Raw genomic sequence first — 13,574 nt, forward strand, 5'->3', positions numbered from 1 at the left:
CGATCCCCACCCCGCCGCCCCCGGGCGGCGGAGACGGCCCGCTGTGACGGTTCTCTGATCCGGTCCGGTGCCTGGAGGTCAGTTCCGGCGCCGGACCGGTTCCCCCTGTATCGCGAGTGAAGAGAGTGATCGTGAAGACGAGTACGGCACCGTCGCTGGTCCTCAACCCGGACGAGCTGGGCCCCGACCCGGTCCCCGGCATGGACCTGGCGGCGAAGCTGGGCATCACCCGGCTGGAGATCCGCTCGGCCCAGGGCACCAACGTGCTGAAGCTGCCCGACGAGGACATCGAGCGCATCCGCCGCCTTGCCGACGAACGCGGCCTGACGGTAACGGCGTTGGCATCGCCGTTGTGGAAGTGGTGCCGCCCGGAGGCGACGCCGGGACGCGTGGACAGCTTCGGCTTCCCCACCCGGGTCGCGGTGGAGGAGCGGCTGGAGTGGGTGGAGCGTGCGATCGCGGTGGCGGGGATGCTCGGCGCCGGGATCGTGCGGGTCTTCTCCCACCTGCGGGTCGAGGAGGAGCTGACCGAGCGGCTGCCGGGTGACCCCCTGCTGGCCCAGGCCCTGGACCTCGCCAACTCCACAGGCGTACGGCTCCTGCTGGAGAACGAACCGGTGTGCACCGTCGCCCATGTCGAGACGCTCCTAGAGGTCCTCGACCGCTACCACGGCCAGGGGCTCGGGCTGTGGCTGGACGTGGCCAACCTCCACGAACTCGGCCAAGCCACACCGGAGTCGGTCCAGGCGCTGGCGCCGTATGTCGGCTACGTGCACGTGAAGGATTTCCGGGCGGACGGCGGCGGCGGGCGGGTCTTCTGTCCGGCCGGGGAGGGGAGCGTTCCGTATGGCATGGCGCTGCCGGTGCTGCACGCTGCGAACCCGGTGCTGCCCTACGCCCTGGAGACCCACGTCCGCGACACCCCCGCCGACGCGCTGACCGTCGGGGCGGAGTTCCTGCGGGGCGCGTTGTGAGGCGGGTGCTGCTGGTCGGGGCCGGTGAGGTGGGCGGCAAGCACCTCGACGCGCTCGCCGGCGCAACCGACTTGGCCGTGGCGGGGATCGCAGACCCCGCGCCGCGCGCCGAACTCCCCCACGGAGTGCCGGTATTCGGGTCGTGGGAGTCGGCTCTGGCGGCGGTGTCCCCGGAACTGGTGATCGTGGCCGTACCGCCGGGCGCCGCGCTCACCGTCGCCCGCGCGGCTGCCGCGAACGGAGCGGCCGTCCTGGTCGAGAAGCCCGTCGTCCTCGACCCCGCCGCCCTCACCGGCGAGGATGAGGGGATCTTCGTCGGGTTCCAGCCGCACTTCGCTCCCGGCCTCGACACCCTGCTCGCCGATCCTCCGATGGTGGAGCGCGCGGAGGTGCGGCTCGCGGTCCGGCGCGATGCGCACTACTTCCAGGGCTGGCGCTGTCACTTCGCCACTGCCGGCGGCGTACTGCACCAGCAGGCCGTCCACGGCCTGGCCCTCGCCCTGCGATTGATGCCGGGGGACGTCGAGAACACTGCGGCGGTCACGGTGCACGGCCGGGAGCTGGGGGAGATGGAGGACGGGATCGCAGCGGTCGTCACCCTGCCCGAAGGGCGGGCCGTCATCGTCGACGCGCGGATCGACCACCAGGGTCCGCCCCACCACGAAGTCACCCTGCACCTCGCCGACGGCCGCCGCCTCGACGTACGCGGCCGGAATCTCGAAGCCGGACTTGGCGATCCGGCTGCCGCGCCGACCCATGAGGAGTTGCGGCGCCGGATGTATACGGCGGTCCTGGCCGCAGCTGACGGCGGTGCCGTCCACCCCTGTCTGTTCCCGCTGTCGGCGCTGCGGCGCCCGTTGGAGGTGATCGACCGTGTCTATCGCGACGCACACGTGGTCCGGGCAGCGCGCCCCGCTGCCGTCTGACCTGCCCGTCGAGGTCGTCGAGCGCAAGGGCATCGGCCACCCCGACACCCTCGCGGACGGCATCGCCGAACTCGCCTCGATCCGCTACAGCCAGTACTGCGAGGGCGAGTTCGGCGCGGTGCTGCACCACAACCTGGACAAGGTCGCCGTCCTCGGCGGCCGGGCCGCCTTCACCGACACCGACGGTGTGTACGACCGGCCGCTGCGGATAGTCTTCGGCGGCCGGGTCTCCGCGACGTTCGCGGGACGGCCGCTGCCGGTGCGGGAGATCTTCGAGCAGGCGGCCGTCGAGCACCTGCGGACGGCGCTGCCCGGCTTCGAGCGGGTACGGCTGGAGTTCCTCCACGGGACGACGGACTCCAGCAAGTTCCCGTACTGGTTCGCCCCGCGCTCGCTGGAGGACCTGCCGGAGCGGCCGAGGGCGTTCTCCAACGACACCGCGTACCTGGTGGGTTCGTTCCCGCGCACGGTCACGGAGACGGTGGTGCTGCTGGCGGAGTCGTTCTTCCGGCGCCGTCCGTGGGCGGGCAGCGACATCAAGGCCCTCGCGGTCCGCTCCGGTGCGGAGCTGACGGTCACCGTGTGCGTCCCCGCTCTCGCCGGACACCTCGGCAGTGCGGCGGAGTTCCACGACGCGGTCGTCTGCGCGACCGACGACCTGACCGCGCTGCTGCGACAGCGGCTGCCGGGCCGGGTCAGCGTGGTGTGCAACACCCGCGACACCCTCGTCGAGCCGCTCTCCCGCCAGTACTTCACCCTGTCCGGCTCCGCCGTCGACTACGGCGAGGACGGCCTGGTGGGCAGGGGCAACGCCCGCACCGGAGTGATCAGCGGCGCGCATCTCGCGGGCAACGAGGCTGCGTTCGGGAAGAACCCTGCCTATCACGTCGGGAAGGTCGGCGGCTGGTTCGCCGACATCGCCGCCCGCGCCGTAGCCGAACAGTTCGGTCCGTGCCGTGTGGGGTTGCTGTGGCACAACAACGCCGCCTACGACCAGCCCGCGTCCATCGAGATCACCACCTCGAAGGACGCCCCTGCCGAGGAACTGGTCCGGGACGCGCTGGCGCGTACGGGCTGGCTGGCGGACCTCCTGGACGGCCGTTACCTGCCGCGCGTCGAGCCGCTGGAGACGCTGCTGGCCGAACTCGACGAGGCAGTCCGGTGACCCTGTACCGGATCACGACCGGACACGTCCACGGCATCCTCGAACTCACCGACCAGGTGCGGATCCCCGGCGCTCCTGCGCTGCCCGGCGGCTGGACGCTGGAACCGTACGACGCCACGGACACGAAGGCCGACGTCGAGATCAGCCTCGGCACCCCGGACGTCACCGCCGGCCCACACACCGTCCACATCCGGCTGACCCGTGCCGCCGCCACGTCCGACACCTTCGCCCACGTCACCTACACCGCGCTCGAACGCCTCCGCCAGCGGCAGCGCAAGATCACCGTCCACGCCACCGCCCTGGTCGCACCCGACGGCCGCGCGCTGCTCCTCCTCGGCGCGAAGAGCGCCGGGAAGACCTCGACCGCGCTCGCTCTCGCGGAACGCGGCTGGATACATGCCGGGGACGACCTCGTCGTCCTCGGCGCCTCCGGAGACGGAACCGTGGAGGTGTGGCCGGGGAAACCCACCGCCGCCGTCCGCGACCCCCAACAGCCCCTCGCCCCCAAAGCCCAGCTCTCCCTGTTCCCCTTCACGGCCGGACCGTCCCCGCTGGCCTGGGTCGTACGCGTCGCCGTCCACCCCGTTCTGCGGACGCGATCGCTGACGCCGGCGGTGCCGCTGACGCTGAACGAACGCCTGCGGCTGCACGAACTCCTGGCCCGCTACATCTCCGGCCTCCCCACCCCGCTCGGCGTCACCGGGATGCCGTACGGGACGGTGTGGCCGCTGGACAGCCCCGCCCTCGCGCGCCAGCGCCACGAACTGATCCACCTGCTCGCCGCATGCCGGTACGACTACCTCCACGCGCCCGACGCGCAGACGGCCGCCGACCTACTGGACAAGGAGGCCGGATGAGGACGGCCGCGATCCTGCCCAGCCGCAACGAGGCGTCCACCATCGCGGCGGTCACCACCGCCGTCGACAGCAGAGGCATGGTCGTTGTCAACGCGGACTCCTCCGACTCCCCGGACACCACACACCGGTTCACCGCCACCACGACGCGGGCGGCGAAGGTCGCGCTGACCGGCCTGGTACGGGGGAAGGGCGCCCAGATCCTGGCCGCCGCCCGCCGGCCCGAGCTCGGCGACGCGGACGTCGTCCTGATCGCCGACACCGACACCCTGAACCCCGACCCGGCCGTCTACGCCGCACTGATCGACCGCGTCCGCACAGGAGCCGCCCTCGCGATCGCCGACTACCCGCGCCACTGGGACGAAGCCAACCTCACCAACCACCTCGCCCGCCCCCTCATCGCCGCGACCACCGGCCACGACATCCCCCAACCGCTCGCCGGAGACCTCGCACTCTCCCGCACCACCCTGACCACCGTCCTCCGCGCCGCAGAAAAGCTCCCCGAGGAGCTGGCGGCATGCGTGAACGGGTACGGCATCGACGCCTTCCTCCTCCTGACCGCGACCGGCCCGATCGCCTCCGTACGCGTCGACCGGCCCAAGGAGCACGCCGGGTCCTTCCCGCACCTGGCCGCGATCTACCACCAGGCCGTCCCCGTCCTCCTCCACCTGACCACCAGCCGTCCGCCGAGCCCGCAGGCGGACGGCGGGGTGCCGGCTGCGTACCGGGCCGCTGACCGGGAGATCACCCCGGACCGCCTCCAGGCCATGCTGACCACGCTTCGCGAGAGCCTTGGCCCAAGCCCGGACCGATACCATGAACACCCCTGGCCGCTCCCCGTCGCGGAAGCCTGGCAGGCCGTCAACTCCGGTACATCGCCCGCCAGTTCGGCACGCGCGCTGTGGCCGTACTACATCTGGCGCGTCCACGACTGGCTCGCCGACGGACAGCACGCCACCACCGAACACCGCGTACGGCAGCTCGCCGCCGCCCACACCCTCCTGCACACCGCCCTCCACTCCCCACCAGGAGCCCACCCGTGACCACTACCTCCGGCTTCACCGCCTTCGCCCTGGAACCCTTCCCCGAACTCCAGCTCGGCGACGACCTGGCCGACACCATTACCACCGTCCTCACCGACACCGGCACCGCCCTGGAGGACGGAGACATCGTGGTCGTCGCCAGCAAGGTCGTGTCGATCTCGGAGAAGCGGTACGTCGCCCTCGCTGACGTCACCCCCGGCCCCGAAGCCCTCGAACTCTCGGCCTGCACCGGGAAACCTGCACCCATTGTCCAGCTCATCCTGGACCACTCCACCAGCCACTTCCTCGCCACCGAACGCGGCCCGATCATCGCCCAGCACACCCTTGGTTACCAGCTCACTTCCGCCGGCATCGACCGCGCCGGAACCGACGGCGCCTGGCTCCTGCCCGCCGACCCCGACGCCTCCGCCCGCACCCTGCGCGACACCCTCACCGCGAAGACCGGAGCACAGGTCGCAGTCGTCATCGCGGACTCCGACGGCCGCGCCGACCGACGAGGCGCCACCGTCCTGTCCATCGGCGCCGCCGGGATCGCGCCCCTGCGCGTCACCGAACACGGGGGCAAGCGGCAGGAGGAGACCTTCACCGACCTGATCGCAGCCGCCGCCGGCATCATCCTCGGCCAGCGTGGACGCGGCGCCCCCGTCGCCGTACTGCGCGGCGTCACCTACACCCCCAGCGACGACGGCGTGGCCACCATGCTCCACCACCAGGCATGACCCGTAAGCGACTTGCCCTCCTCGGCTCACCAGTCGACGCGGCGCTCTCCCCGGTCCTGCACCGGGCCGCCTACCGCGCACTCGGCCTGAACTGGACCTACCAGGCCATCGACTGCACCCCCGAACAGCTCCCGGCCTTCCTCGCCGGCCTTGACGACACTTGGGCAGGGCTGTCGCTGACCATGCCGCTCAAACGCGCCGCCGTACCCCTCCTCGACGAAGTCTCGGACACAGTGAAAGCCACCGGCACCGCCAACACGATCACCTGTGTGGACGGACAACTTCTCGGAGAGAACACCGACTTCACCGGCGTGCTTTACGCCCTCTGGGACTCCGGGGTCACCCGGGCCGAGTCGGCGTGCGTGCTCGGCGCAGGAGCCACCGCGTCCACCGCACTCGCCGTCCTGCACACCCTCGGCTGCTCCACGGCGACCGTCGTCGCCCGCGACACCAGCCGCATCCACGAACTGGCCCTGGCCGCCGAACGCATCGGCATCACCGCGCATATCCGGCCGTGGGACCAGGCTCTCCGCCACCTGGACGCCGACCTGGTTGTCTCCGCCCTCCCGCCCGGCGCCGCCGACCCCCTCGCCCCGCACTGGCCGACGACGGGGAACACCCTCCTCGACGTCGTGTACCGCCCCTGGCCGACCCCGCTCGCTCGCGCTGCCCAGGACAGGGGGAGCACGGTCATCGGCGGCCTCCCCATGCTCGTGCACCAAGCCGCCCGCCAGGTTGAACTCCAGACCGGCCACAGCCCGGCGCCCTGGGAAGCCATGTACGCGGCGGCGCGACGAGCCCTCCCGGACAGCAGCTCCTCGGTGTACGGGACCGACGTCCGGCCGTTCAGATCTTCGTCCCTTTGATCATGCGGGCCAGGAGACGCCGACCTGACCGGACATGCGCCTCGTTGCCTTCGAAGACGCCGCGCGTCAGCCGGTTCACGGCGCGGAGCGTGATCAGCGAGACGAGCATGTGGCGTTCGGCGGTGCTGATCCTCTGGCCGTACCCCTCGTAGAAGCTGCTGCGCAGGAGGGGGAGGTCGATCCAGCGGCAGGCCAGCGGGACGAGGTCGTGGACGACCGACGCGTGGCGGCTGTTCGCGTAGTCGACGAGCGCGAGCGGGCCGCCTGCCGAGCGGATCCAGTTCCCTTCGTGGGGGTCGCCGTGGATGAAGCCGGTCAACAGCGGTTTGGCGTCCCGGAGATGCTTCACCCGTTGCCTGGCGAACTCCTCTTCCTTCTCCGATAAGCAGGGGCGGCCGGTGTCGAGGAGGCGTTCGGCGGCGTCGGCCGCCTGCGTCAGCGATGTACGGGCCGTGGCCCAGGCGTGTGGGGAGGGCTGGTGGGCGTGGAGTTGGGCGAGGACGGCGCCGGCGCGGCGGTAGATGTCGACCCGGCTGGTCACCGGCATGCGGGCGTGGGAGACGGGGATGCCCGGAACGGCGGTCATGATCAGGGCCAGGCGTCGCTCGGAGGACGCCACGAGCCGAGGGGTGCAGGCGGCGTCCAGGCCGCGTAGGACGTTCCGGTAGGCGTACGTTTCGCGCTGGTAGGCGGTGCGGCTCGCGCACCGTTTGACGAAGAACCTCCGGTCGCTCTGGATGACTTCCCAGACACGGGGGCTGCCTGTGGGGCGTGGGGGGCGAGACGTCCCCAGTGCATCCATGGCCCAGGTCAGCAGAGGGCTCCCTGAGGAGGGGATAGCTGCTGATCGGGCCGCGTTGAAGCTCGTCATGATTCTTTTCCGGAGGCGAGGGAGGAGTGGTCGGAGGTGGCAAGAGGCTCAGATGGGAGGACAGTTGTGGCCGGCGAGGGGTGTGACGCGGGGGCCGATGTGATCGTGAGTGAGGAGTCCTTCGGCGAAGAGAGGGCCGAGAGCCTTGGCGATCGCGGGGGCGGGAACGCCGTACCAGTCGGCAAGCTCTTCGGGCGCCGGGAACTTTCCGCCGGGTGGGTACACACCGTCGGCGAGACGCAGCCGTATCGAATGCTCGATCTGCTGGATCTTCTTCCGGGGGATTCCCGGAGAGGTCGACGCCGTTGAGGCGACGACGAGCGGGTCGGTGCTGACGAGGCCGTCCCGGGCGAGGCCGCGCAGGGCGGCGTGGATGACGATCGTGGGGACGAGGTATCCGGCCGCGAGGTCGGTGACGTTCAACGGGGTGCCGGGCGGGATCTGTCCGGTGGTGATGGCGTCGTGCAGCCCTCGGTAGGCGCGGCCCGCCTGTCCGGTGCGTCGGGGGTCGAGGCCGCGGGTCTCGGCGGCGGTGAGGTCGGTCATTGTGAGGTCGTCCTGTGGATGGTCCGGGCTCTGCTGCCCGCCGTTCCTGAACCCGGCGGGCGGCAGAGAGGCGGTGGTCAGGGGGTGGTGGTTTCGGCGTCGAGGATCACCGGGAGGTGGTCCGACGCCCGCCGGGCGATCGCCGTGTCGTACGTCGTGCAGGCGTGGACCCGGAGGTTGCTGACGAGGATGTGGTCGAAGCGCATCGGGACGGGTTCGTTGTCGTAGAAGTGGCCGACGCTCGCGGCGCGGGGCCGGCCGGTGAGGGTTTCGGGGTCCTGCCATCCGGCGGCGAGCAGCAGGTGGTAGGCGTCGAGGTCGGCGTCGCCGAACGTGCCGTCCGGGTTGATGCGGCAGTAGCGGGACCGGAGGTTGCGCGGGATGAGGTTCCAGTCGATCCGGTCGCCGGGGTGTGGGCAGTTCAGGTCGCCCATGAGGAGTCCGCGGCCGGGGGTGCCGGGGAATTCTCCGGCGTAGTCGGTCATCCGGCGGGCTTCGGCGAGCCGGGCCTCGCCGCCGCTCCAGTCGAGGTGGGTGGTCAGGACGGTCAGGTCGCCGGAGCCGTCCTCAGGTGCGTCTTGGGGGCGCAGCCGGGTGAGGATCAGCGCGTGGTGGAAAGCGGTGACGGCACGCCGCCGGCTGTCGATCAGGCGGAAGGTGTCCGGCCGGTACAGCGTGGCGGTGAAGTTGCGGAACGCGGGGTCCGCGCCGTACGACGGCGCCATGAGGGCGATCTTCATGCCGAGCTTGTCCGCGACCCTGGTGGCGCGGTCCTTCTCGTCCCAGGAGGTGCACTCCTGGAGCGCGAGGATGTCGGGGTGCAGGTGGGTGAGGATGCCGACCTGGTCGTCGAACCGCTGTTCGTCGTCGCCGTCCAGCCCGCCGAGGTAGAGGTTCCAGGTCACCGCCCGCAGTTTCATGCGGCCTTTCCCAGGGGCTTGAAGTCGTACGGGGGCAGAGGGGTAACCGCACGCTTCTGCGCCTCGATGAACTTGGCGCGGCTGTAGACGACTTCGACGGCGTTGTGGTCGGAGAAGTCGCTGGTGTCGTGGATGATGACGTCGACGGCTGCGGTGGCAGTCCAGGGGTCGGTGTAGTGGCGGTCGATGCGGCGTGGTCCGCCCTGGCCTCGGGACTGGGGAGCGTGGCCGGCGGTGGGGTTGAGGGCGTGGGGTTTGCCGAGGTGGTGAGCGGCGTAGCGGGCGGGGTCGTGCAGGCCGCAGGCCAGCAGGGTTCCGTCGAGGTAGGTGCAACTGGTGCGGGTGCCGTCGGGGTTGGGCTTGCTGCGGTGGACCATGTGGACGCGGTCGGTGATGTCGGGGCTGGACCAGTCGATGGGCGGGACCTTCTCACCGTGCGGCACGGGGTATTCGTTGCAGTCCCCGCCGCCGATGAAGCCGAACCCCTGTTTCATCTTGTCGGCGAGATTGGTGATCTCGTCGGCCTCGCGTTCGCGGCCCTTGACGGAGTTGAAGGCGCCGTGCCAGCTGACCACGACGATGGGACGCTCGGGGAGCTCGCGCAAGCAGACGACCGCCTGAGCGGGCGGGGTACGCCAGATGCCGGGGTGGTCGAACTGCCGGAGGATGTTGAACGTGCCAGGGCGGCTGAATAGGGCGGTGGGGTTGTTGCCGACGCCTTCGGCACCGATGAACCCTCGCATTCCGAGGTATGTCTCGGCGGCGTGGAGACGGCGGTTGCCGGTCTTCTTGTCGCGGCTGTAGGTCATCTCCTGACGGAACAGCAGGTCCGGTTCGAGCTCGGAGAGGAAGTGGTGGGCGTCATGCCACCGCTTCGGGAACCGGCCATCCTCATCGGGGCCGCCGTCGTGTTCCAGGTTGAAGGTGACCACTTTGATCACGGGTTCGCTGTACGTGTTGCTCACGGAGTCCCTCCGGTGTTCTTGGACGAGATGCGGACAGAAGACGGAAGTCGGGGTCTCCCTGTCGCCGCGCCGACACGGCAACAGGGAGACGGTCCACCGCGCGGCCGAGCAGCCCAGGGCGCGGTCGCGCGGTGGGTGTGGGGGGTTGGGCTCCTGCCGCCTGCCACCGAGTCGGCGGCAGGAGCCCGCGGTCCGCGTGCGGCCGTAGGCAGAGACGGGGGTGGCCGCGCGCGGTGGCAGGAAAGCGGGAGGTCAGGTGGGGGTGCCGAGGAGTGTGTCGGCGAGTCTGATGCGCTGGGTCTCGCCGGTTCCGGCGGGTGAGTAGAGCATCTGGGCGTCGCGCCAAAGCCGTTGGAAGGGGTGGTCGAGGTCGTAGGCGCGGGAGCCGTGCAGGTGTGCCGCGTCCTGGCCGGAGGCTTCAACGAGCTGCTGGCTGACGTACTTGGCGGTGACGAGATCGGCAGTCCACCGCGTGCGGACGTCGGAGGCGACAGTGTCCGGGACGGGGGCAGGGTCCTGTTCGCCGGGGTGCGGGGGGAGGTCGAGGAGGGCGGAGGCGTGGTAGACGAGGGTGCGGGCGGTGTGAAAGCGGGCCTGCATCTCGCCGAGCTGGTCCCGGACGACGGGGAGGTCGGTGAGGGAGCCGTTGTAGCGGGGACGGCTGCTCAGGTAGCCGGTGGTGGTCTCCAGCATCGCTTCGTGCAGGCCCAGGGAGATCGCTCCGATGTTCAGGCGGCCGGCGGTGATGCTGGCGGTCTGCGCCACGTCCATCCCCCGGCCGACCTCGCCGATGACGTGCTCGGCGGGGACGTGGACGCGGTCGAGGTCGATCTCGCCGAGCGAGAACCCTCGTAGTCCGAGCGCGGGGTGGTGCGGGTGAAGCACGAGGCCGGGCGAGTCGGCGTCGATCGCGAACGCGGTCAGGGCTCGCGAGGCCGTCTCGCCGGGAGCACCGGTGCGGGCGACGACCAGGTGCCAGCGTGCGAGGTGCGCGTTGCCGACGCGGGTTTTGGTGCCGGTGATGAACCAGCCGCCGTCGGGAGCGGGTTCGGCGGTCGTCTCCATCCCGCCGATGTGTCCACCGGCCCAGCGTTCGGTCACGGCGATCGACCACAACGCCGACCCGTCGGCGATCCCCGGCAGCCAGGTGCGCTTCTGCTCGTCGTCGGCGAAGACGGTCAGGCCGTACGCGGGGATCACGGTGGCCTGGAGCGCTGCCGCGACGGCCGCCGAGACGCGCGCGGTGCGGTGGACCAGGACGGTCTTCGCGACATGCCCGGCCTCCGTACCGCCGTACTCGGCGGGGATGATCACCCCGTACCAGCCCTGCTCGGCCATGAGCGCGACGAGCCGCTTCTCGACCCGCACCGAACGTTCCATGGTGTCCACGCGCCGCGCGATGCGGTCGGCCGCGAACCGGTCGGCCGTCTCCCACAGCCTTTCGTGCTGGTCGGTGAGGTAGAGGCGGAGCGACGGCGGCGGTGGCGCGGGGGTGGTGTACATGGGGCGTCTCCCTCTCCCTGGAGTCGGCTTACGGGCGGTACGGCCGGGGACCTCGAACGCGGGGTGTGGTTCAGCGAGCGCGCTGGACGATGACGTCGCGGGCCTCTTCGGCGGCGTCGACGGTGATGTCCCGCAGGCGGTAGGAGTCGGCGACGGTGCGCACCTCGCGGTCGATCGCGCACACCGTGGCAAACGGAGTCCCGGTCACCGGGTCCTTGATCGACATCCCGAAGTAGGTGCGGACGCCGAGGGCTTCGGCGACGAAGTCGAGGTGGAAGCGGGAGGCGTAGATGTCGGGGAGAGGGAGCGCCTTGTCGCGGGTGATGGTGTGGCGGCACCAGCCGCGGTCCAGGCTCATGGTCCGGCCCACCGGGACGTAGCCGTGGCCGTCCGGAGGCTGGCGCAGACCGATGAAGTGCTGCTGGTCGGTGATCAGGTTGACGAACGCGTACTGCATGTCCATGCGGGCGGCCAGGTCGGCGGCGATCTCGTCGAGGACGGGGTCGGGATCGGTGGACAGGCCGAGCCGGTGCGCCACTTCCATCCGGGCGGCGATGTCGGAGAGCCGGTCGGCACGCTCGCCGGTCACGCTCTCGCCGTCGGCTCCGATCAGACCCGGCGGCGGGACGACGAGCGGAGGCTCGGGGGGCTTCGGGAAGGCAGGAGGGAGATGAAAGGTCATGGTGCGTCCAGGAGAAGAGAGTCGGCCGGGACAGCGTCCAGGGCGTGCTCGATGAGGGTGACGAGCGTGCCGACGGCGGCGGCCTGGGAGCGGGCGTCGCAGGTCACGACCGGGATGCCGGGGTGCAGGTCCATCGCGGTGCGGACCTGCTCGGGGTGGTAGCGGTGGGCGCCGTCGAACTCGTTGAGCGCGATGACGAATGGCAGCCGCATCTGCTCGAAGAAGTCGATGGCCGGGTAACTGACGGTCAGGCGGCGGGTGTCGGCCAGGACGACGGCTCCGGCTGCGCCGTATGCGAGGTCGTGCCAGTAGTCGGTGAACCGGTCCTGACCGGGCATTCCGAACAGGTACAGCTCCAGCGGGACGTCTCCGGGGAGGGTGAGACGGCCGAAGTCCAGGGCGACCGTGGTCGTGGTCTTGGACTTGATCCCGTCCAGGTCGTCGGTGGCCTGTCCGGCGGCCGTCATGACCTCTTCGGTGGACAGCGGCTCGATGTCGCTGACCGCGCCGACCATGGTCGTCTTGCCGACCCCGAACCCTCCCGCGATGAGGATCTTCAACATGGTGGTCATGGGTGGTTCACCCGGCCCGCAGGTGGGAGACGGCGTCGGGGAACTTCTTCCGCAGGCCCGCAAGGGCTGCCTCCAGGAGCTGTCGGCGGGGGACGGGGGAGCCGTCCGTGCTGGTGGCGGGGAGGTAGAGGGCGCGGTCGTCGACGAGGTCGGAGAGAAGGACCTTGACCTGAGTCACCGGCAGCCGGGTCCGTCCGGCGAGTTCGGCGACCGAGCGGTGGTGGGTACGGCACAACTCCACGACCTGAATGTGGACTTGCGTGTGCCCCGGCCGGGGTCGTCCCGGCCCGGCCGCGAGGACCGTCTCCAGACTCATCGGATACCGGGGGGTCGTGCGTCCGCCGGTGTGGAGGTAGGGACGTACGAAGTGGCCGTCCTCCACCGCGTCGTGCCGGGAGCCGATCACCGTACGTCAGCTCCCTGAACCTCGCGCACGGGTACGGCGATGTACGGCGCGAAGCTCGCCACCAGCTCGGCCATCTCCTCGCCGATCCTCCCCACGGACGCACCCCGGCCGGCCAGGACACATAGCACCGTGGCCACCTTGGTCTGCCGCTGGGGGAAGACACCCCGGCTCTCCCCGGTGCTCTGTACGAAGAGCCAGAAGTCGTCGTACTCGACCATCACCTGGCGCGGGTCCCCAGCCCGGCGTCCGTTCGGTGTCTGGACGCTGGCGGTCAGCCCGGCGATCCCGGACACGGCTGCAGACTGCTTGTCGGCCCAGGTCTGGTCGTTGCCGGTGTCGACGAGCGGCAGTCCGTCCCGCGACAGCAGCAACGCACGCTCGGCTCCCGGTACGGACTCGACGAAACGCTCTAGCAGCCAGGTCAGGCCCGACATGCCTGCGTCCTGCGCGGTCGATCCGGTCCCGGTCGTGCTGTCCATGCCATGAGTGGTCATGCGAGTGCTCCGTATGTCCGTAACGGTGGGGGCGGCCGTACGCGCTTCTCGGTGGCGAGAGGCGGGGC

At 70.7% G+C, this 13,574-nt stretch carries 16 protein-coding genes; 7 read left to right on the plus strand and 9 right to left on the minus strand.

Going from position 1 to position 13,574, the window contains the following annotated elements:
• The first annotated feature begins 131 nt into the window (after positions 1 to 131).
• From J8M50_RS33380 to J8M50_RS33410, 7 genes are read left to right on the plus strand one after another with little or no spacing between them, the layout of a single operon-like run.
• Positions 132 to 974, plus strand: a complete 843-nt coding sequence (locus tag J8M50_RS33380) for a sugar phosphate isomerase/epimerase family protein (RefSeq protein ID WP_040835110.1) — start codon at positions 132 to 134, stop codon at positions 972 to 974.
• A complete protein-coding gene (locus tag J8M50_RS33385) occupies positions 971 to 1,900 on the plus strand; it encodes a Gfo/Idh/MocA family oxidoreductase (protein ID WP_029183311.1) in 930 nt (309 codons plus the stop codon). Before J8M50_RS33380 ends, J8M50_RS33385 begins: the two co-directional genes overlap by 4 nt.
• The gene (locus J8M50_RS33390) at positions 1,848 to 3,065 is read left to right on the plus strand and encodes a methionine adenosyltransferase (RefSeq protein ID WP_010349988.1); all 1,218 of its coding nucleotides are present in this window, start codon (positions 1,848 to 1,850) and stop codon (positions 3,063 to 3,065) included. Before J8M50_RS33385 ends, J8M50_RS33390 begins: the two co-directional genes overlap by 53 nt.
• Positions 3,062 to 3,922 (plus strand): phosphoenolpyruvate carboxykinase (ATP), encoded by an 861-nt coding sequence (locus J8M50_RS33395; protein ID WP_010349987.1) that lies wholly within the window; start codon positions 3,062 to 3,064, stop codon positions 3,920 to 3,922. Before J8M50_RS33390 ends, J8M50_RS33395 begins: the two co-directional genes overlap by 4 nt.
• Entirely contained in the window at positions 3,919 to 4,962 is a 1,044-nt protein-coding gene (locus tag J8M50_RS33400; protein ID WP_010349986.1) for a glycosyltransferase family protein, read from the plus strand. The genes J8M50_RS33395 and J8M50_RS33400 overlap by 4 nt, the downstream gene beginning before the upstream one ends.
• The gene (locus J8M50_RS33405; RefSeq protein ID WP_010349985.1) at positions 4,959 to 5,681 is read left to right on the plus strand and encodes a coenzyme F420-0:L-glutamate ligase; all 723 of its coding nucleotides are present in this window, start codon (positions 4,959 to 4,961) and stop codon (positions 5,679 to 5,681) included. Before J8M50_RS33400 ends, J8M50_RS33405 begins: the two co-directional genes overlap by 4 nt.
• Positions 5,678 to 6,547 carry a shikimate dehydrogenase gene (locus J8M50_RS33410; RefSeq protein ID WP_010349984.1) on the plus strand — a complete coding sequence of 290 codons (870 nt, stop codon included), beginning with the start codon at positions 5,678 to 5,680 and terminating at the stop codon, positions 6,545 to 6,547. The genes J8M50_RS33405 and J8M50_RS33410 overlap by 4 nt, the downstream gene beginning before the upstream one ends.
• Here J8M50_RS33410 and J8M50_RS33415 read toward each other — a convergent pair.
• The 9 genes from J8M50_RS33415 to J8M50_RS33455 all read right to left on the minus strand — a co-directional run bounded on the left by J8M50_RS33415 (position 6,528) and on the right by J8M50_RS33455 (position 13,506).
• Positions 6,528 to 7,418, minus strand: coding sequence for an aminoglycoside phosphotransferase family protein (locus J8M50_RS33415; RefSeq protein ID WP_078480342.1), 891 nt, complete (start codon positions 7,416 to 7,418; stop codon positions 6,528 to 6,530). The genes J8M50_RS33410 and J8M50_RS33415 overlap by 20 nt on opposite strands.
• A 48-nt stretch (positions 7,419 to 7,466) precedes the next feature.
• A complete protein-coding gene (locus J8M50_RS33420) occupies positions 7,467 to 7,964 on the minus strand; it encodes a GntR family transcriptional regulator (RefSeq protein ID WP_010349981.1) in 498 nt (165 codons plus the stop codon).
• A 77-nt stretch (positions 7,965 to 8,041) separates the two neighbouring features.
• A complete protein-coding gene (locus J8M50_RS33425) occupies positions 8,042 to 8,884 on the minus strand; it encodes an endonuclease/exonuclease/phosphatase family protein (RefSeq protein WP_010349979.1) in 843 nt (280 codons plus the stop codon).
• Positions 8,881 to 9,849 carry an endonuclease/exonuclease/phosphatase family protein gene (locus tag J8M50_RS33430; RefSeq protein ID WP_010349978.1) on the minus strand — a complete coding sequence of 323 codons (969 nt, stop codon included), beginning with the start codon at positions 9,847 to 9,849 and terminating at the stop codon, positions 8,881 to 8,883. Before J8M50_RS33430 ends, J8M50_RS33425 begins: the two co-directional genes overlap by 4 nt.
• Before the next feature lie 252 nt (positions 9,850 to 10,101).
• Positions 10,102 to 11,352 carry an acyl-CoA dehydrogenase family protein gene (locus J8M50_RS33435; protein ID WP_010349977.1) on the minus strand — a complete coding sequence of 417 codons (1,251 nt, stop codon included), beginning with the start codon at positions 11,350 to 11,352 and terminating at the stop codon, positions 10,102 to 10,104.
• Between the two features lie 70 nt (positions 11,353 to 11,422).
• Complete coding sequence (locus tag J8M50_RS33440; protein WP_010349976.1) at positions 11,423 to 12,034, minus strand: GAF domain-containing protein; 612 nt, start codon at positions 12,032 to 12,034, stop codon at positions 11,423 to 11,425.
• Positions 12,031 to 12,606 carry a GTP-binding protein gene (locus J8M50_RS33445; RefSeq protein WP_010349975.1) on the minus strand — a complete coding sequence of 192 codons (576 nt, stop codon included), beginning with the start codon at positions 12,604 to 12,606 and terminating at the stop codon, positions 12,031 to 12,033. The genes J8M50_RS33440 and J8M50_RS33445 overlap by 4 nt, the downstream gene beginning before the upstream one ends.
• Before the next feature lie 7 nt (positions 12,607 to 12,613).
• Positions 12,614 to 13,012 carry a DUF742 domain-containing protein gene (locus J8M50_RS33450; RefSeq protein ID WP_010349974.1) on the minus strand — a complete coding sequence of 133 codons (399 nt, stop codon included), beginning with the start codon at positions 13,010 to 13,012 and terminating at the stop codon, positions 12,614 to 12,616.
• Positions 13,009 to 13,506, minus strand: a complete 498-nt coding sequence (locus tag J8M50_RS33455; RefSeq protein WP_029183309.1) for a roadblock/LC7 domain-containing protein — start codon at positions 13,504 to 13,506, stop codon at positions 13,009 to 13,011. Before J8M50_RS33455 ends, J8M50_RS33450 begins: the two co-directional genes overlap by 4 nt.
• Between the last annotated feature and the right edge of the window lie 68 nt (positions 13,507 to 13,574).

Origin of the sequence: Streptomyces acidiscabies, assembly GCF_020010905.1 — a bacterium.
In the GTDB taxonomy this organism is placed as follows: domain Bacteria; phylum Actinomycetota; class Actinomycetes; order Streptomycetales; family Streptomycetaceae; genus Streptomyces; species Streptomyces acidiscabies.